Below are 19,343 nucleotides of genomic sequence, written 5' to 3' on the forward strand. Positions count from 1 at the left end.
GTCGATAAAAGATGGGGGTGAAAGAATTGACTAGAAATTATAACGAAGCTAAATCTACAATAAAATATTTAAAAAAACGTTATGGTAAATTTTATAACTTAACTAATGATGGACAAAAGGAACTTCAAAAATCAATTATTTTAGATCATAACAAAGATGATTTAAATAGAATGTTGAGAAGAATTAAAGTTGATATAGAAGTAGCCAAAGACACACAAGCGATTAGCGTCCTACCACCATATAATTTCTTATTGGTGATGATTGCATCCCTAGGTTCTGCCGGTGTGGCGATGTTGACTGGTGGTATGTTATTCTTGAACAGCGTTTTTAGTAAGTATTTAGATTCTAAAGAAGTTAGCAAGACGGAAGCCTCAGATATCCTAAATGCAATAGACATCGGATCAATTATTCAAATTGGGGTAATAGCCGTTAGTTTGCCTTTTTTTATAATTTTTATTGTCTGGGGATTCCATTCTAAGAGTGTGACGAAAGATGTAGATAAAAACTATATCATAAAGATATTATTGGAAGAATGTCTAGAGGATTACAATAAGGTAACTCAACAAGTGGTACCAGCGAAACAAAATTAAAATGAAATTTAAGCGCCCTTCGAGGGTGCTTTTTGTATTGGCGTAAAACTGGCGTGTTTTTGGCGTAATGTTGGCGCAGCATGACGGGAAAAGGGTTGTAATATTGTATTATGTGATAAATTGATAGGGCGGCTTTCGAAGGAGGTCGTTTTTTCGTTCGACAAATTTTGCGATTACTTCAGTAGTTATGTCTCCTTCCGATATAAATCCGGGAGGTAATTATAATGATAGATATAAATAAGATATTGTTTTATTTTTTGCGGGTTATGTTTTATTTGGTGGTGGTGATCAAAAAAACTATGATTTTTATATTTATTCCATCAAAAAATTCTTCCGTAAGACTTATCCAGTTGATAATATGGGGAATTTCAGTTTCTATAATTTTGTTGCTTTTTCACGTTTCGATGGAAGTGCTTGAAGTTATGATTTTTCTGTTATTTAATTTAATTTATTTGTCTGTTAATTATTGGGTTGTAACTTTTGTTTTCTATTTAAATAGCAGGAATGACCCAATATATATAAAGAATTTAAAGAGTAATGATTTTTTGCATGAGATGCCGAAAACCAATGACATTATATTAGAGATTCAAAAAATAAAGAAATCTATCAATGATTGGGCAGAAAAAGATAAGGAACAAGATATAGCAAGATTAAAGTTATTAAGAATATTTGATAAAGTTAGTTCAGATAAAAAAAGGTTTAATTTCTTTAGTAATTCGATAATAACTTTAATCCTTGGTTTAACGACTTCTGTCATCTTAAATAAGGACGTAATAAAGTATCTTGACTATACACAAGGGGCAACTTCAATTGATAAAAGTTTTATTAATTATACTAATGGAGTAACTTTGCTTTTACTGGGATTAATTTATGCGAGTAAATTCTTAGTTCTAGGTCACAGGATTAATAAAAAGAACGAGCTTTATGAAGAACTTCTTAATGATCTTATTTTAGAAAAAATTGAAGAAAAAAAGGTTGAGACTGAAAATACTTCAAGTTCCAATAACTAGCCAAACTTATTCAAAATATGTCTAATCAATGTTTAATTTAATATATATGTATTATGGCGCTTTCCCAAAAGGGAGGGCGTTTTTCGTTCGACAAAATTTGCAATCCCTTCAAATTATCCAATTTAGTTCGATAATTCATATGAACATATACATTGGGGGAAATTAGATTGAGAGAAAAATTTCGCGAGTTTTATTTTGATAAGAATGATGAAAGAATTTGGAAAGAATCTATCATTGTTTTAGATACAAATGTTTTACTCAACTTGTATAGATATACCAAGGAAACATCAGATCAAATACTTGGATTGCTAAAAAAGTATAGCGACCAATTGTGGATACCTCATCAAGTAGCTTTGGAATATCATTATAATAGAAAGACAGTAATCATGGAGCAAAACGGGTCATATAAAAAAGTGTGTAGTGCATTTAATGCTATTCCAAATAAAGTGAAAGATTTGCTAAATCAGGATTTGAGTAGTTATAAAAAAAGGCACAAAGAAGATGTGGAAGAATTCATTAAGGTTATTGAAAAAGTTACTGAAGATCAAATAAAAAAATTAAATGAAAATGTTGTTGAATACGACTTAAATAAAGATGATGTTATAAAGACAAAAATTACAGAGCTTTATTATAATAAAGTCGGAGAACCTTACAACGAAGAACAGATGAAAAAATTGGAAAAAGAAGCAGATAAGCGTTTGAATATGGAGATTCCACCAGGATATAAAGATTTCAACAAAAAGAATGGACTTAAGTTTTATAATGGCGTTATTATACAAAATAAATATGGGGATTTAATTCTATGGAAGCAGTTGTTAGATTTTGCTGTTAGAAACGATACTAATATTATATTTCTTACTGATGAACAGAAAGAAGATTGGTGGTACAAACTGAAAAATAAAATAATCGGACCTAAAGTCGAATTGCTAAATGAGTTTACAAGTTTAACCAACAAGGAATTCCATATGTTTACCTCACTAGGTTTTGTGGAACGACATGAGAGTGACTTAAATCCGGATACTGTTTTAGAAGTAAGGGAAGCAAGTGAAGAAAATGAAATAAGTGATATTCTTGCTGATTGGAGTGAGGAGCAACTTATTTCAATAAAACGTATTTTAGATGAGATTTCTGATGATAACAATAGTAAATACAGTGATGAAAGTTTTGACATTAAGGAATCGGATCCAAATGCACTTTCAATATTTTATCGTTGGTTCAGAAATAATCAAGATAGGTTTCGATTAGATAATTATAGTTTTGCTAGATTTTTTAATATTCTTGAGGATGATTTTGATATTTCTTTTGCTAAAAAAATAATGGAATTTTTATATAACGAGAATTTGGTGTACTCAGATAAAGAGAGAGGAATCATGATGATTAAGATGGACCTTTTAAAAAGTAAAGCCTATTTAGCTTTAATGAATAATGAAAATTTTTAAGCACCTTACTAGGTGCTTTTTATTTTGGGGTGAAATCATGAAAAAACCATTAAAACCATGCAATGAAGCTGGATGCCCTCAACTAACGCACGAACGATATTGCCAGCAGCACAAGACATCAAAGCCTTTATATGATCTGTTCCGTGAATCATCGTCTCGCCGTGGATATAACAGCCGATGGCGTAAAGCGCGTGAAGGCTATTTAAGAAAGCATCCTTTGTGTCAGTCTTGTATGCTACAAGGCAAACGTATTGCTGCTACAGTAGTGGACCACATCAAACCGCATAAGGGAGATAAGAAACTGTTTTGGGATTCTTCTAACTGGCAGCCACTGTGTGCGTCCTGTCACAGTAGGAAGACCGCTAAAGAAGATGGGGGGTTTGGAAATGGATTATAAAAAATGTACATGTGATCAGTGCGGAACAATCTTCATAGTTAAATATTGTTCTAGGATTATGAAGGTCGGCCGTGGAATCAAACGTCACTTTCTTGTATGTCCAGGGTGTAAAGCTGAGTACACATCCTACTATACAAACGCGGAAATCAGAAAGCAGCAAAGCAGGATCAGTAAGCTGTACTATGCCATTCGAATGACGAGGAACAACAGCCTACTTGATCAACATCATAAGAAAATGGATTCAATACGAGCAGATTTAGAAAGAGACATGAATCAGCTTCGCATCGAAGTTGAAGGCCCCCTGGGTTAAATCCCTAGAAACGATTTGCCGTAGACCGCGTCTCCCTCAACATCGCGAGAAATTCCCTAAATGAAAATTCGGAAGGAGGTGAGGGGATGGCAAGGCCGAGACAACCAGTTGACTTGTTGCTAGTGAAAGGGAAGAAAAACCTTACCAAGAAAGAGATTGAAGAAAGAAGAGAGCAGGAAATTAAGGCACCAGATGACAAAGTGAAAGCTCCTTCTTACTTACCAAAAGACTTAAAAAGAGAATTCAAAAAGATAGCGGACGAGCTAAAAAACATCGGAATTATCACGAATTTAGATGTTGATGCGCTTGCCCGTTTTTTGTTTGCAAGAAAACAATATTTACAAATAACAGAAATCATATTGGATACGCCGATTACAGCACTCACCGAAAATTCAGATGGTGAAAAATTTGAAATTGCGAATCCTGCTTATAGTGATCTTCTTATAAATCAAGACAAGCTGTTTAAACAATGCAGACAAGCATCAAGTGATTTAGGATTAACCATTTCCTCTCGCTGCAAACTTGTCATTCCGAAAAAAGATGATGGGAAACCGAAGTCAAAAGAAGAAGAACGCTTTGGAGGACGCATGTAATGCTAACGCAGGAAATGACCGCAGAGCTTTTAATTGAGCGTGTATGGTCATATTGTGAAAAGATCCAAACGGGGGAAATAAAAGCAGGAAAGAAGCACAAGCGGGCTGTTCAGAGGTTCTTTAAAGACGTTGAGCGGTTAGCAGATGAAGACTGCCCGTATTATTTTGACGCAGAAGCAGTCCTTGATTTTTATGAATGGGCCAAACAATTTAATCATGTTGAAGGCGTATTGGCTGGTAAACCTATTGAGCTTACAGACTTTCAGTTATTCATGGCTGCTAATATCTATGGGTTTTACAAAAAGATCAATGGTGCAAGGCGTTTTAGAAAGGCTTATATTCAGTTAGCGAGAAAAAACGCGAAATCACAATTGTTGGCTATCATGGCTTCATATGAAATCTTTCCCACTAAGGAAAAACATCGTGTGTTCATTGCTGGTTGGTCAAGGGAGCAGTCAGATGAAGTCTACCAAGCAATCCTTGAGCAACTACAGCACGCACCTATTTTAGAGGGGAAATACACAGACGCTAACGGGCAGGTCACAAAATACGCAACAAATTCAATTATCAAACCGTTATCCCGTGAAGCCCGAAAGGTTGGAGACGGAAAAAACCCATCACTAGGGATAGTCGACGAATATATGTCTCATGAAACAAGTGAAATATATGATGTTATTGATAGCGGTATGGTAGCCCGTCGTAGCCCTTTGATGATTATTATTACTACTGCAGGTTTCAACTTAAACGGGCCGTGTTTTAAAGAGTACCAATATGTTTCCAAAATTCTTGATCCCGTCATAGAAATTGAAAACGATGATTATTTTGTTATGATCTGTGAGCTTGATCCCCAAGACGATATAAAGGATGAATCGAACTGGATCAAGGCAAATCCGATAGTCGCAACTTACCCGGAGGGGATGGAATCACTAAGGGCAGCGTTAAAAGTTGCATTAGATGTGCCTGAAAAGATGAGAAGTTTCCTTACAAAAAACATGAATGGATGGGTTGATCAAAAAGACAACGGATATATGAAAATGTCTAAATGGCGGGCCTGTCATGGTGAAATACCTGATCTAAAAGAAATGGCGATCTATCTTGGTTTAGATTTATCTATGACAACGGACTTGACTTCTGTCGGGTGGGTTGGCGTTCTTGATGGTTTTTATTATGTCGGCCAGCATTCCTTCATTCCAGAGGAAAAGGCAAAAGAGAAAATGGCTACTGATAAAGTGCCTTATGATTTATGGCGTGATCAAGGTTGGATGACATTCACACCAGGGGAGGCGGTTGATTATCAATTTGTTGAAAGGTGGATTGTTGAATTTGCCCAAGTCAACAAATTAAGGGTCATTGAAGCTGCTTACGACAAATGGAATGCGTTGCACCTTGCACAACGGCTTGAGAGTAAGGGATTTAATATGGTTGAGCTGCCGCAAAGGATTCAGCATCTTTCTTTACCCACAAAGGATTTCAGACAAAAGGTATACGAGGGAAAGGTCGTTCATGGGAACGATCCTCTTTTAACTTTTGCATATAATAACGCAATCATTAAACAAGACGCTCAAGAAAACATCATGTTAGACAAAGCGAAGTCACCACAAAGAATAGATCCAGCTGCAGCCGTTATGAATGCTTTTGCTAGGGCCATGTATCACGATATGGGTGCAAACGTTGACTTAAACGAACACTTTTCAGGAAATTTCAGTTTTTAGGATGTGAGAGAGTGAAAAAATTTATTGTTCTTCTTAAATTAATACTAAACGACTTGCTGTTTATCGGAGGGTGCGCCTTTATTCTGCTGGCAGCGTATAGGATAAATACAAACATCGGTCTATTTCTGACGGGTGTATTTTTTATGTTTTATGCCTACTTGCTGTCAAGTCACGCGCGGCAGAAAGAGAGGTGAAATAAATGTTTATAGACAAGTTTTTTGAAAAACGATCCAACTCAACATCATCAATAGACGGTTTCAGTCAGTTGATCAATCTTTTCGGAGGCAGAGAAACGGCAAGTGGTGAAAGAGTCAGTGAAAGCAATTCACTTGTACAACCGGACATTTTTGCATGTGTGAATGTACTGTCTGACGACATCGCAAAGCTACCGATACACACATTTAAAAAAGAGAGTCAAGGAGTCAACAGAAACCCTAGTCACCCATCTGCCTATGTAATCTACGCAAGGCCGAATCCATACATGACTGCTTATGTGTGGAAAAAGCTGATGATGACGCATGTCCTCACATGGGGAAATGCCTATTCCATGATTGAATTTGGGGCACATGGCTTCCCTGAAAATCTTTACCCGTTGCGGCCAGATGCAACTAAAGCATACATCCATCCCGACTCAGGGAGGCTCTGGTACCAAACCAACGTTAACGGAAGAACGATGGAACTATATGAACACCAAGTGCTGCATTTTAAAGGTTTATCTACGGACGGCATACACGGTAAGTCGCCTATCGGGGTAGTGAGAGAGCATATAGGCGCTCAAGCAGCTGCCACAAAATATAACGCAAAACTATATAAAAACGAAGCCACGCCGCGCGGCATCCTAAAGGTTCCATCCTTCTTGGATGAGAAGCCCAAGGAAAACGTAAGGAAAGAATGGCTGCGGGTCAACCAAGGTGAAAACATAGCCATTATTGACAATGGACTAGAATATCAATCTATTGCCATGCCGTTGCAAGAAGCCCAATTCGTCGAGTCGATGAAGTTCAACAAAGCGCAGATTGCAATGATCTACAAAGTTCCTTTGCACAAGATCAATGAATTAGATAAAGCCACTTTTTCAAATATTGAGCACCAGTCCATCGAATATATGAAAAACACCTTGCAACCTTGGATAGTGAATTTTGAACAGGAGTTAAATATCAAACTGTTTACCGACAGTGATCAAAAAAACGGCCATTATGTGAAATTCAATGTTGATAGTGAGTTGCGCGGAGACAGTAAGACACAAGCCGAGTATTTCAAACTAATGATCGAATCAGGAATATTAAATAAAAATGAAGTTCGTGACTTACTCGAAAGAAACCCTATCGAACATGGAGACAAATATCTTACAAGTCTAAACTATGTATCACTTGACTTTATGGAAGAATACCAAAGGCTTAAAGCTGGTTCAGCCATGAAGGGAGGTGACAGCAAGAATGAGTAAAGAAAAAGAAGTGCGGCTGCTCACGACGCCAATTGAGATCCGTTCCGAAGGAGAAGGACAAGCCGAATTTATAGAGGGATATGCCCTGAAGTTTGAAAAGTGGTCCGAGCGATTGGGGTGGTTCAAGGAGATCATAAGCAGGGATGCTTTAGAATCTACCGATCTATCAAATGTTATTGCATTGTTCAACCACAGAGAAGATTTTCCCCTAGCGCGAAATACCGTTTCAGGTGATTCAGGACGGCTTGAACTAGAAATAGATGGAATAGGTCTTAAATTTAGATTTAAACCGTCAGACACGTCATATGCGCGCGATCTCATGGAGAATATACGCAGCGGAGTTATTAATCAATGCTCATTTGCTTTTTCGTTGGATTATAACGGAGAAGAGCCTGACGAATGGCGCATAAATGAAAATGAAGACATATACGAACGAAGAATAAACAACATTCACCGCATTTATGACATATCTCTTGTAACGACACCTGCATATAGCGATACCGAAGCTGTAGTAGGTGCCCGGAGCTTAGAGAAAGTAGAAGAAATGAAAGAACAACGAAGCACACCAACGGATGAAACTTTAAAAATTGAATTGGAACTATTAAGCCTTGATCTTCCCGAATAAGGCTTTTTTGCGTTCTATGAGGAGGAAAAATAAAGATGACAAAAAAAGAAATTGAACTGCGTCAGCAGTTTACACAAAAGAAAGAAGATGCTGATAAAGCACTAGCAGAAGGTAAAACAAGTGAAGCGCGCCAGCTTATTGAGGAAGTGAAGGAGCTGAAAAGTCAAATTGAATTAATGGTAGAAGGACGATCAATTGACGTTCCTGACCTGACTGGCGGTGATCCTTTTGTGCCGCCACAAGATGGAAAACGTTCGCAGGAGGAAGGCGATAAGGAAGAACGTCAAAAGAAATTCACCAAGTTGTTTATGAAGTCTCTTCGAGGTAAATCCTTAACACATGAAGAACGTGAATTCCTAGAAAATCCTGAATTCAGAGCGATGTCAGGAAAAAACGAAGAAGATGGCGGAATCCTGATTCCCGAAGATATTTCAAGAACTATTAAAGAGTTAAAGCGGGAGCAATTACATCAGCTTGAGCAATATGTAACAGTCGAGCCTGTGGCAACGCGTTCAGGTAGTCGTATGCTTGAAAAAAATGCAGACATGACACCGTTCCAAGACATCGAGGAAATGGGAAACATTCCAGAAACAGACCAGCCTAAGTTTACAAAACTATCATATTCCATCACTGATTATGCTGGGCTTTTACCACTTTCAAATACATTGCTGCAAGATACAGATCAAGCGATCATGACATATGTCGCGAAATGGTTCGTTAAAAAATCAGTCGCAACAAGAAATGCACTTATCCTGAAAATCCTTGACGATTTGAAAAAGGTTGAATTTAAAGGCCTGGATGACATTAAAAAGACTTTAAACGTTACGCTAGATACCGCCATTTCTGCTGGTGCGATCATCATGACAAACCAAGACGGGTTTAACTATCTCGATCAATTGAAAGATGCGGACGGTAAATATCTACTCAAGGATATTCCTTCCGAACCGACAAACAAAATGCTGTTTGGTCGCCGCGTGGTGGTGATCTCAAACAAAATCTTGAAAACAAAAGCAGGGAAAGCACCTGTAATCGTTGGGGATTTAAAAGAGGCAGTTGTCTTGTTTGATCGTCAGCAACAGTCTATCGACTATACGAATCTTGCTGCAGGATCATTTGAAACGAACACAACAAAAGTGCGTGCAATTGAACGAGAAGACGTCCGAAAATGGGACGAAGAAGCCGTAGTATACGGCCAATTATCAATAAAAGAAGTAAAAGAAGTAAAAGAAGAAGAGGTGAAAAAGTCATGAGAGTGACGAAAAATTACACCACTGATGGCGGGGATCGAACTGTCATCGGTGGTGTATTGGAGTTAGCAGGCGGAAAAATCGTCAAAGACGGCGAGGAAGTGAGTAGGAGGCGGCGGATCAGCTGCACCAGGAAGCGTGACACATGAAATGCTTGCTGAAAAAGCGGTCCGGTCGGTAAACATCGGGACGGGAAGTGTAATGCCGGAGCATCTTAATTCGTCTATTGAAACTAGACTCAAAGGAATGGAAGACGAAATAAAAGAGCTGCAAGGAAAAATGATCAAAGAATAATAATTGAAAGGAATTGATCTAACATGGCAAAAGACTATCTAAACGAAAGTAATGGAGTATTCACGTCCGCGGAGGCGGGCCCTGATGGTAAACCTATCACAGCAGTTACGGTGAAAGACAATAGCGAAGAAAATCCTCTTTATGTGAAGGGGTTAAAGGGTGATCCTGGTGAACAAGGTCCTAAAGGAGAAAAAGGCGAACCAGGAGAGCAAGGCCCAAAAGGTGACAAGGGAGATCCTGCAGTAATTGAAACGGGATCTATTAAAAACGACCATTTAGCAGATAAATCTGTTAACTCTCGCACTATAGGCACTGGCAGTGTTATGTGGGAGAATCTCAATTCTGCAGTAAAAGACATGATTACCGATTTACAGACGCGAGTCAATGATCTTGAGGGTAAAGAAAATACTGAATAAGTAGGCGGTCTTCTATGGATTTAAAAACGCTGAAAGATGAATATTTAAAAATTGATACCGACCAAGATGACGCCTTGCTTAAAACCTTAATTACTGCAGCAAAGGAATACATCAAAAATGGAATAGGGCGGTATGTAGAAGGTAACGCTCAATTTGAACTTGTAGTAGGGATGTTAGTCGAGCATTGGTACGAAAACAGGGGGATGTATGAGTCAGGTGTTTCCGGCTCAAACATCCCTTTTACCGTTCATGCTTTGCTGACTCAACTTCGATATGTGGATGTGAAAGGTAATGAAGAAGATAAGCAAATTGAACCGAAGGTTAATCTTCCAAGTAAAGAAAAGGGTGCAGGATGACGAACTGAATTGGAATGAAACCTATGAAAATGTTTTTGAGACATGGGGTTCAATTGAAGGTTTTAGCGGTTCAAAGTCAGACACGCTTGTTGCTGGTGCGTTAGGCGTCAAGTCACCGAAGAAAATCACAATTAGATATCGTGAAGACGTTAAACAAGACATGCGAATCCTTCATCAAACTGGAACAGACGAGGCAGGGAAGCCAATCTATCGCATTTTCGACGTAATGGATTTCAACGACATTGAAAATAAAAAGAAGCGACTTGAAGTCACATGCAATGAGGTCGGCATAAATGGCTGATATGGATATTGATGGATTTGATGATTTAACGAGATTTTTCAACAAGATAGGTGACGACGTCGAAAAAGCTGAAAAGATTGCCCTTAAAGCTGGGGGCGAGGTAATAGACGAGCATCAAAAACGAAATGTGAATAAGAGTTCAAAAAATCAGCCACACATGGTCGATAATATCACCGTTTCAGCTGCAAGAGAATCAAAAGACGGTGAGCTATTTGTAACCGTTGGACCAAATCGGAAAGTCGCTTACAGAGGACGTTTTTTAGAATGGGGCACTTCTAAAATGCCACCACATCCTTTCATAGAAAAAAGTGCAATTGAAGGGGAGGGACAAGCTGTGAAGATCATGGAAAGAATTATCACGGCACCTATTAAATGAGTCTTGATGCTAAGAAAGAATTGAGTGCAGAGTTAATAAAAAACAATGAATTAAAGCAGCTTGTCACGGGTGGTTTTCATAATCTTGTGGCTGATGATGTGGCGGCATTCCCCAGGGTTGTATTTTCAGAGATTACTAATAGAGACCAGGAGTACAGAGACAACCATTCCGCAGCAAGTGAGGTTCGATTCCAGTTAAGCATATTTTCAAAAGCAGACACACGGAAAAACGAAACAGAAATAGCGAAACAAATAGACCGTCTTATGAAAGATTTAGGTTACGGAAGATATGATTCAGTGGATCTTTACGAAACAGATACAAAAATCTTTCACAGAGGTATGAGATACGTCAAAACATTTTTCTAGGAGGAAAACAGATGGGGAAAACAATCTACGGATTAGACATGTTTCATTATGCTGAGCTTATTCAGGATGATGAAAAAGGGCTTGAATACGCAAAGCCTTCAAGAATACCAGGAGCTGTAAACGTAAAAGTCGATCCTAAATCAGAGCAATCTAAATTTTGGGCTGATAATGGCGTTTTTGATTCATTTAACAACATGGGCGATATTGATTTAGAGGCTGAAATAGCAGATCTGCCAATTGAGGTGCAGAACAAAATTTACGGTCACAAGGTCGAGAATGGGATTTCTTTTGCCAGCTCTGATGATAAAGCGGTTTTCTTAGCTTTCGGGTTTAGAGCGAAAACATCCACAGGCGGGCACAGATATTATTGGTTCTTGAAGGGGCTTCCTGAATTGCTGGGCAATGAACACAAAACTACCGAAGGGAAAGCCGATCCTGAAACACCAAAATTTAAAGCAGGTTTCATGACTCTTCAAAACAAAAAAGGAAAAAACCGTTGGAAGGCTCAAGTTGAATTCGACGAAAGTTTTGATCCTGAAGATTGGTTTAAACAAGTTGTATACGACGGGGCGTCGTTTGCAAAGGGAAAAGATACAGAGGATTCCACAAGTTCAGTAGATCTTGGAAAGGGCGTTTAATAACGCTCTTTTTTATTTTGTAATCGGGAGGCAATAACATGGAAGCATTGACAATCATCTTGCATTTAAACGGTAAGGAAAAGGAATTTTCCACACCTAACTTTATCACAGGTGCTTTATTCAGGACCGCGGCAGAAATAACAGAAGACCTTGAATCGAATGATCCTGAAAGAATTTATACAAGTAGACAATCAGAGTTTATTTGTGAAGTATTTGGAAACAAGTTCACTGCAGAAGAATTTGAACAAGGCATTGATTCACGACTTTTATATAGAACGATTTACGCAACTGCAAACTATGTCATTGGGAATATCGTTGAAGCGAGTAAGATCCTGAATCCAGAAACCGCAGAGGAAGCAGAGCCGGGGGAGTAAGTTTGTCCGATGCTGTCCTTGATATGTATAACGCATTAGAGGACATTGGCTTTACTCAAAATCAGATAGACGAAATGGACATTGTCTATCACCTAAAACGTCTTGCACGAAGGAAAGAAGTGAGCAAGGAAAAGCCAAGTAAGAACGCTGCAGCATCGGATAAACCTTTGTACATTGATCAGATACCTGGACTGTAAAAAGGTGGTGAGGGATTGAGCAAAGACATTAAAGTAAAGCTGTATTCTAATTCATCCCAATTTAACGGGGAAATGAAAGCAATTGCCGTTCAAATGAAAAACATAAAGTCTGAGTTTGAGAAAAATCGGACTGCCGTTGGTGTTTGGGGCAATGAACTAAAAACGTCGCAAACGAAAGTCAGAACCCTTTCACAGCAATTAGACCAGCATAAAATTAAGGTCAAAGCACTTGAAAGAGCTTATGCAGATTCAGCCATCAAGAAGGGAAAGGATGCGGAATCTACGCAAACCCTAGCCCGTCGGTTGAACTATGCAACAGCTGAAATGAATAAAACGCAAAACGCGTTAACACAAACGACCAACAAAATTCAGAGGATGGAAGCTGAGATAAAAAGAACATCCTCATCGCTTTATAAGATGGGCCAAAGAATGAATACAGTTGGCAACAAAATGAGAAGTACGGGTGCTTCGGTAGCGATGACTTCAGGAGTTGCTTTCGCTGGCTTGGCCCTCCCACTGAAAGATGCTGTAGAAGTTGGTATGTCATTTGAAACACAAATGAGCAAAGTTAAAGCTATTTCAGGGGGAACAGCTGCAGAAGTCGAAAAGCTGAAAAACCAGGCAAAAGAGCTGGGGGCAACAACTGTTTTCACCGCCAGCCAAGCAGCAGACGCGCAAAGCTTCCTAGCGATGGCCGGATTTAAAGCAAATGACATATATGCAGCGATGCCAGGAATGCTGAATTTAGCAGCAGCAGGTCAACTAGATTTAGCAGCTGCCGCCGATATTTCATCTAACATGATGCAGGCGTTTGCAATGAAAGCATCGGAAGCTGGGCACGCATCGGACGTAATTGCATACGGTGCGGCTAACGCAAACACCAATGTCGAACAGATGGGCGAGGCCATGAAGTTCCTTGCACCTAACGCCAATTCATTAGGTTGGGGACTTGAAGAATCAGCGGCCGCAGTCATGGCGTTTGGTGACGCAGGTTTGCAAGGTTCAATCGCAGGACAAGCCTTTGGTACGTCTTTGATCAGGCTGGCAACGCCAGCTAGAAAGGCGCAGAAGGAAATTGATAGATTAGGCTTTGAGTTCTTTGATGCTGCGGGAGACATGAAGAGTATGCCGGAAGTTGTTGCCGAGATGGAAAAGGGCATGAAGGGCATGACGAAAGAGCAGCAAGCCGCAACCTTAAAAACCATTGTCGGAGCTGAATCATATAAACATTGGGCCGTTCTCTTACAAAAAGGCAGCAAGGCATTGAAGGATAACACGAAGGCACTAAAAGAATCAGATGGTGCGGCTAAAAAAATGGCTGATACAATGCTTGATAATGCGCGGGGCAGTATCATTGCTTTCCAGTCTGCAGTTGAAGGGGCAAAGATTAAGCTCACTGAAAGTCTACTTCCTGCACTTGGTAACCTAGCTGAAAAAGGTGCAGACATCGTTTCCATGTTTAACAAAATGGATTCTGCCACAGCTCAAACGGTTGCTAAAACTGCGTTGTTTGCTACGGGTGTCCTGGGCGCCACAACAGCAGTCGCAACGCTGACGATGGGTATTGGTGCGCTTTTAGCATTTACGGGTCCTGTGGGGCTTGCCATAGTTGGCGGAACGGCTTTACTAGGAGGCATTGCTGTTGCGACGTATGCTTACAATGAGCAGCTGAAAAACCAAAAGAAACGACAAGAAGAAGCAAAGGAATCGGCTCTTCTATATGGAGAGGGCGTTTCTAAAGCGACACAAAAAGCGGCCGGATCATACGTCAACTTGCGTGAAAAAGCCACTTCACAACTGTTTCAGTTAACACAGGTTTTAGGAAAAGAAGCAGATAAGATGGCTAGTAATCTTTTGGCTACTTATCAAAAAATGTCCACTTCTCTTATTAAGGAGTTAGAAGGATTTAAGACTGATGCAATCGCAGTTCTCAAAGGACTATTTGAAGACCAAGAGAAAGAGACAAAGAAAATCGGAGAAGATTGGACAGATCAATTAGTTGGTAACATCGACAAGGATGTTCAAAAAGCACGAGAGAAAATGCGCCAACTTGAAAAATTGAAGGATGAAACAGGTTTATTATCATCAAATATGAATGCTTCTCAAAAGAAACGATTTGAAAGCATTATTTCATTCTTTCAACAGGCTACGAGTAAATTTGCGGCCAATCAAAAAGACGCATTGGCTATTCAACAGAGGGTTTCCGAGAGCCAAAACAAACTCTCTTTTAAAAATGCAAAAAGTTACAATGATCAAATCACAGAGCTATACAAAGAAGGTCAGAAAGCAGCGAAAGAAGACCGAGACTATAGAATTAAAGTCTTGGATGAAGCTATTGTAAAAGATGCAAAAAATGCTGAAAGATACAAAGCGTTAAAAGCGAAAACGAATGCCGATTACCAAAGGGATCTTGCTAAGAACCTAGAAGCGTATAAAAACAATTCAAAAGCGCTATTTGATCAAATGGCTCAAAATGGAAAACTGCTGGACTTGGAAACAGGAAAAGCCCTAGAAAAGCAAAAAGAGTATTCCAGCAATTCAATGGGAATCTTTGTTGAAATGGAAGAAAGTGAAGCAAAGTACCAAGAACGATGGGCCGAAAAACAAGTAGCATTCTTGCAAAAACTTGGAGACAGCAAAGAAGAAGCATTAGAAAAAACGAAGCAAGCGCTCATTGAGTTTAACGAGGGATTGGGCCGTTCTACAGAAGAGTCAGCGAGCAAAGCAAATGAAGCTATTGAAAAGATAGAAAACGAATTCAACCGCGCAACATCTGCCCGTGAATCAGGAAAGAAAATGGGGGATGAATTTGCTGACGGCTTAACAGCTGCCACGCCTAACACGTTAGCAAGTGGAACGATCCTTAAACAAACACTGGATCAAAAACTGGGAGAAGAAAACGGCATCCCTAGAATCGCAGGGAAAGAAAAAGGTCAATCGTTTAGTGAAGGTATCAATGCCTCAAAAGTCAGTGTATCAAACAGTGGAACATTGCTGCAGCAAGCGCTAAAACAAAAGTTAAGTGAAGGCAATGCAGGAGCTAAAACATTCGGCTCACAAAAAGGCCAATCATTTAGCGCAGGTATAAGCTCAACAAAAGGCAGCACAAGCACTGCAGCAAGCAACGTAAACCAAACAGCGTTATCAAACCTAAACAAAAATAACACTCAAGCCACACAAGCAGGGGTGACAAAAGGGAAAAGCCACAGTGCAGGAATAACAAGCACAAAAGGCGCCAATACGTCTGCAGCATCTTCCGTTAGTGCGTCAGCAACAGCCCAGCTTGCAAAAACGACCGATGGCGGGGGCGGACAAAAAGCAGGGGTTCAATTTGCATCGGGAATCCGTAGCCAAGCTGGCAACGCCAGCAATTCAGGCAGCACCGTTGCAAAATCAGGAAAACAAGGCTTATCCAGTGTTAAAACAACTAGCACAGGTGCTGATTTTTCTAAAGGATTTGCTAACGGTATTCGTAGCATGGGAGGCACCGGCGGTACGATATGGAAAGCCGCCTGGACTATCGGTAAAGTCGCCATCCAATCCCTGAAAAAATCAATAGATTCTAAGTCTCCTGCAAAAAAGACCATTGCAGAAGGTGTGAACTTTGGCGATGGGTTTATCATTGGGCTTGGAGAAAAAGCGACGGAAGTGAAAAAGAGCACTGCAGCTATGGCGCAAGGTGCTATGTCGTCCTTTAAATCTGAAATTAATAGAATGGCGTTTAACATCCAGGGGGCAGCAGATGAAATAAATACGATGCGCGCTGAACTGACTGTGAGAAATGAGATTGATACGCCTGTATTAAACCAAAAGCTAGATGCCCTTATTAGTCTTCTATCAAACAATTTACAAACGAACAATGAAAGCGTAAGTGCTGCAGGACAAACAATCAGAATCCATCCTGCGCCTGTCATTATTGGCGGCCAGCATTTAGCAGACATCGTTTTTGAACAAGGTGACACATCCATACTGGATAGAAAGAGCGCTCAAAAGTACGAACAGAGTGCTTATAAAGGAGGGCTGAAAAGATAATGGATCTGTATTTTGATTTCAGAGATGGAATGGGGGAGCAACCTTTGTCGGGGTTACTTCCCTATTTTAAGTTGTTGAGCTTTGCACCTGACGCGCCGAGCACTGATAGGGAGCTTGTACAGTTGACGAGGTTTAACGGACTTGTACCAACGCAGCATCCGCGCGACATAGTGTACAAAGAAAGGTCTATCAAAGTTGAGATATTGCTTGATGCTAAAATCGCGGTCAACTTTTATCAGTACAGGCATGAGTTTTATGATCTCGTTGTTCAGCCCTTCTGGTATTACATTTCATGTGATCTGCTTCCAGGGAGGCGTTTTGCGGTTACGTGTGACGGAGGGTTTCAAATACCCAAAGACAAGCAAAAAAACCAGGTATCCTTCCAAGTGGATTTTAACAATATCACAGGGCTGGCAGAGTCAAAGGGCACGTCTTTAAGCGCGCAGAACTTTTCTAATGAAAGATGGTTTTCAGGAATGGGTATCCAAAGGCGCGACGATCTGCAGTACCGATTTAAAAACAAAAAAAGATTCAGTGTATTCAATCCAGGCGTGCCTATTAACCCGTTGCAGCATGATTACAATGTGCTGATAAACGCAAAGGGAAAAAACGTGACTATCATCAACCACACGAACAATGAGAGGTTGAAAATTGAAGCTGAACTGAAAAAGTCTCAGCAAGTAAGGAACCTGAAACAGTATACCGTTGTTGGTAATAAAAGATTGAAAACGTCGGGAAGGTTACCGTCCTTAGATAAAGGCATGAATGAGATTGAGGTACAGAATACAAATGACTTTGAAATTGTATTCGATACGAGATTTTATTTTCCGTAAAAGGGGGTTGTCATGGCTGCAAAAGATTTTATAAAGGAGATAGCAAAAGACGCGCAGAGGATTTATAAGAAATACAATATTTTAGCTTCTCTTATTATCGCGCAGTCTTGCCTGGAAAGCGGATGGGGAAAAAGCGATCTAGCTCAAAAGGGTAAAAATCTATTCGGAATAAAAGGATCATTCAATGGTCAATCAGTCCTCATGTGGACCACTGAATACGATAAAAAGGGTAAAGCAACCAGAGTACAAGCACCTTTTAGAAAGTACCCTTCATGGTACGAATCTGTACAAGACTTAGCAAAGCTGTATCTAAAAGGGGTAAGCTGGGATCCAAACATTTATAAGGCTGTAATCGGTGAGAAAGATTACACCAAGGCAACAGCAGCACTTGTGAAAGCTGGGTACGCCACCGACCCAAACTACGCAACGAAATTGAATAGTATCATCTTCACCTATAAACTTACGCAATACGATACGGTGGAAGGTGTGGACGATGGCCCAAGCGAACCTGAAACACCAACTAAACCTTCTTATCCGAGCAAAGAGTATCAGGGTAAGGACGTAGAGTTAAATGACGGATTACCTTCTGATATTGATTTCAGGCAGCTGCATGTCTCAACCAAGGACGGCAAAGAACTTGTTGAAATCGTGGGCGCTGTGTTGGAGTTGCAAGACGATACAACAGGTAAGAAGAGTTTCACATTCTCCCTTCTACGGACTGAGGATAATGGGGCAGAATTTGACTTGCTCGTTCCAGGAAACATACTGTACTTGGATGAAAAAGTTTATAACCATCAAAAATATTACATTACAGATATTGAGCTTGATCAAAGCAGGAAAAACGTGCTGCAGAAGAAGGTAACGGCCAACCATGTCTATACTGTACTTCTTGTAAATGACAGGGTCGAGGAAAAAACGTCAAAGAAACTGAACATCAAAGAAGCCCTAGACATTGCACTTGCTGATACACCTTTTCAATATGTCCTAAAAGAAAAAGAATCATCATTTGATACCGTTGATCAAGACGGCTTTGGTGAAAAGAATAGGATCGAATTAATGGATCAGATTGTAGATGACTACGAAATAGAGCTTGATGTAAACAACTATGTCATCTATGTATATAAAAAAATGGGAAGAGTAGTAGATTACACTTTTGACAGCCGATACAATATGCCGGGCTTTAAATTAAAGATCAATGACCAAAACACATCCACAAGAGCTTGGGGTTATGGTGCAGAAAAGAAAGAAAAGAAAAGAAAAGAAAAGTGACGCAAAGTCAACGGATACAAAAACGAGCAAGGATGAAAAGGAAAAAGAGCCTGAATATGAATTCGAACCTATCCTATACATTCATCCAGATGAAGATAAGTTTCTTATTGAAGGAAAGCCGCGATGGGGTGAGCCGATAAGAGATGACACAGTAAAAAAACCAAGCAACATGGTATCAGCTTTGAAAAAGCATGTGAACCCATGCCCTGACGTGGTCGTTGAGGCAGAGTACCAGTATATCTATGAGCCAGCACTACAAGGAATAGAAGAGGATTTTTGGAAGGGTGACACCATACATGTCATTGCGGATAAGGCAAACGGGATTACGTTTGAGAACGATGTGAGGCTAGTGTCTGTCACTTATAATCCCCTTAACCCGTATGACAGCCCTAAAATGACTTTCGCTAACTTTAGGAAAGACATTCAGGACTACCAAGTAAGTCAGGCGCGGCAGATTAAGCAGCAAAAAAGATACATTGATCAATTGATGAGAACGCTCAATTAGGGGCGTTTTTTCTTTTGGAA

General features: G+C 39.8%; 23 protein-coding genes and 1 pseudogene. All 24 read left to right on the top strand.

Annotated features, from left to right (window positions below):
* Window positions 1-11 precede the first annotated feature (11 nt).
* Window positions 12-590 (top strand): hypothetical protein, encoded by a 579-nt coding sequence (locus MHB66_RS08630; protein WP_046311094.1) that lies wholly within the window; start codon window positions 12-14, stop codon window positions 588-590.
* 224 nt (window positions 591-814) lie between these two features.
* Window positions 815-1,600: a hypothetical protein gene (locus MHB66_RS08635; protein WP_046311096.1), complete on the top strand. Its 786-nt coding sequence runs from the start codon at window positions 815-817 to the stop codon at window positions 1,598-1,600.
* Between the two features lie 167 nt (window positions 1,601-1,767).
* A complete protein-coding gene (locus MHB66_RS08640) occupies window positions 1,768-3,039 on the top strand; it encodes a PIN-like domain-containing protein (protein ID WP_046311099.1) in 1,272 nt (423 codons plus the stop codon).
* Between the two features lie 37 nt (window positions 3,040-3,076).
* Window positions 3,077-3,436: an HNH endonuclease signature motif containing protein gene (locus MHB66_RS08645; protein ID WP_046311101.1), complete on the top strand. Its 360-nt coding sequence runs from the start codon at window positions 3,077-3,079 to the stop codon at window positions 3,434-3,436.
* Entirely contained in the window at window positions 3,426-3,746 is a 321-nt protein-coding gene (locus MHB66_RS08650) for a hypothetical protein (RefSeq protein WP_046311102.1), read from the top strand. Before MHB66_RS08645 ends, MHB66_RS08650 begins: the two co-directional genes overlap by 11 nt.
* A gap of 86 nt (window positions 3,747-3,832) precedes the next feature.
* Window positions 3,833-4,339, top strand: a complete 507-nt coding sequence (locus MHB66_RS08655) for a phage terminase small subunit P27 family (protein ID WP_046311104.1) — start codon at window positions 3,833-3,835, stop codon at window positions 4,337-4,339.
* A complete protein-coding gene (locus MHB66_RS08660; RefSeq protein ID WP_052712393.1) occupies window positions 4,339-6,051 on the top strand; it encodes a terminase TerL endonuclease subunit in 1,713 nt (570 codons plus the stop codon). Before MHB66_RS08655 ends, MHB66_RS08660 begins: the two co-directional genes overlap by 1 nt.
* A gap of 11 nt (window positions 6,052-6,062) precedes the next feature.
* Window positions 6,063-6,245, top strand: coding sequence for a hypothetical protein (locus MHB66_RS08665; protein ID WP_046311106.1), 183 nt, complete (start codon window positions 6,063-6,065; stop codon window positions 6,243-6,245).
* 5 nt (window positions 6,246-6,250) lie between these two features.
* Entirely contained in the window at window positions 6,251-7,495 is a 1,245-nt protein-coding gene (locus tag MHB66_RS08670; RefSeq protein ID WP_046311108.1) for a phage portal protein, read from the top strand.
* Entirely contained in the window at window positions 7,488-8,120 is a 633-nt protein-coding gene (locus MHB66_RS08675; protein WP_046311111.1) for an HK97 family phage prohead protease, read from the top strand. Before MHB66_RS08670 ends, MHB66_RS08675 begins: the two co-directional genes overlap by 8 nt.
* 35 nt (window positions 8,121-8,155) lie before the next feature.
* Window positions 8,156-9,370, top strand: a complete 1,215-nt coding sequence (locus tag MHB66_RS08680) for a phage major capsid protein (RefSeq protein ID WP_046311112.1) — start codon at window positions 8,156-8,158, stop codon at window positions 9,368-9,370.
* Entirely contained in the window at window positions 9,367-9,516 is a 150-nt protein-coding gene (locus MHB66_RS08685; protein WP_235362230.1) for a hypothetical protein, read from the top strand. The genes MHB66_RS08680 and MHB66_RS08685 overlap by 4 nt, the downstream gene beginning before the upstream one ends.
* Window positions 9,506-9,661, top strand: coding sequence for a hypothetical protein (locus MHB66_RS08690; protein ID WP_235362232.1), 156 nt, complete (start codon window positions 9,506-9,508; stop codon window positions 9,659-9,661). The genes MHB66_RS08685 and MHB66_RS08690 overlap by 11 nt, the downstream gene beginning before the upstream one ends.
* A 23-nt stretch (window positions 9,662-9,684) precedes the next feature.
* Window positions 9,685-10,077: a collagen-like protein gene (locus tag MHB66_RS08695; protein ID WP_046311114.1), complete on the top strand. Its 393-nt coding sequence runs from the start codon at window positions 9,685-9,687 to the stop codon at window positions 10,075-10,077.
* 14 nt (window positions 10,078-10,091) lie between these two features.
* Window positions 10,092-10,433, top strand: coding sequence for a head-tail connector protein (locus MHB66_RS08700; protein ID WP_046311117.1), 342 nt, complete (start codon window positions 10,092-10,094; stop codon window positions 10,431-10,433).
* Complete coding sequence (locus tag MHB66_RS08705; protein ID WP_235362241.1) at window positions 10,387-10,734, top strand: phage head closure protein; 348 nt, start codon at window positions 10,387-10,389, stop codon at window positions 10,732-10,734. The genes MHB66_RS08700 and MHB66_RS08705 overlap by 47 nt, the downstream gene beginning before the upstream one ends.
* A gap of 1 nt (window position 10,735) precedes the next feature.
* Window positions 10,736-11,110, top strand: a complete 375-nt coding sequence (locus MHB66_RS08710; RefSeq protein ID WP_335363822.1) for an HK97-gp10 family putative phage morphogenesis protein — start codon at window positions 10,736-10,738, stop codon at window positions 11,108-11,110.
* A complete protein-coding gene (locus tag MHB66_RS08715) occupies window positions 11,107-11,475 on the top strand; it encodes a DUF3168 domain-containing protein (RefSeq protein ID WP_046311123.1) in 369 nt (122 codons plus the stop codon). The genes MHB66_RS08710 and MHB66_RS08715 overlap by 4 nt, the downstream gene beginning before the upstream one ends.
* A gap of 11 nt (window positions 11,476-11,486) precedes the next feature.
* Window positions 11,487-12,113 carry a major tail protein gene (locus MHB66_RS08720; protein ID WP_046311125.1) on the top strand — a complete coding sequence of 209 codons (627 nt, stop codon included), beginning with the start codon at window positions 11,487-11,489 and terminating at the stop codon, window positions 12,111-12,113.
* Between the two features lie 38 nt (window positions 12,114-12,151).
* Window positions 12,152-12,487: a hypothetical protein gene (locus MHB66_RS08725; RefSeq protein WP_046311128.1), complete on the top strand. Its 336-nt coding sequence runs from the start codon at window positions 12,152-12,154 to the stop codon at window positions 12,485-12,487.
* A 2-nt stretch (window positions 12,488-12,489) separates the two neighbouring features.
* Window positions 12,490-12,684, top strand: coding sequence for a hypothetical protein (locus tag MHB66_RS08730; RefSeq protein ID WP_046311131.1), 195 nt, complete (start codon window positions 12,490-12,492; stop codon window positions 12,682-12,684).
* Between the two features lie 15 nt (window positions 12,685-12,699).
* Complete coding sequence (locus MHB66_RS08735) at window positions 12,700-16,716, top strand: phage tail tape measure protein (protein WP_046311133.1); 4,017 nt, start codon at window positions 12,700-12,702, stop codon at window positions 16,714-16,716.
* Window positions 16,716-17,549 (top strand): phage tail domain-containing protein, encoded by an 834-nt coding sequence (locus tag MHB66_RS08740; RefSeq protein ID WP_046311135.1) that lies wholly within the window; start codon window positions 16,716-16,718, stop codon window positions 17,547-17,549. The genes MHB66_RS08735 and MHB66_RS08740 overlap by 1 nt, the downstream gene beginning before the upstream one ends.
* A gap of 12 nt (window positions 17,550-17,561) precedes the next feature.
* Window positions 17,562-19,323, top strand: a pseudogene (locus MHB66_RS08745) (phage tail protein).
* The last annotated feature ends 20 nt before the right edge of the window (window positions 19,324-19,343 follow it).

The organism is Bacillus sp. FSL L8-0167 (assembly GCF_038630295.1).
Lineage (GTDB): Bacteria > Bacillota > Bacilli > Bacillales > Bacillaceae > Bacillus > Bacillus safensis.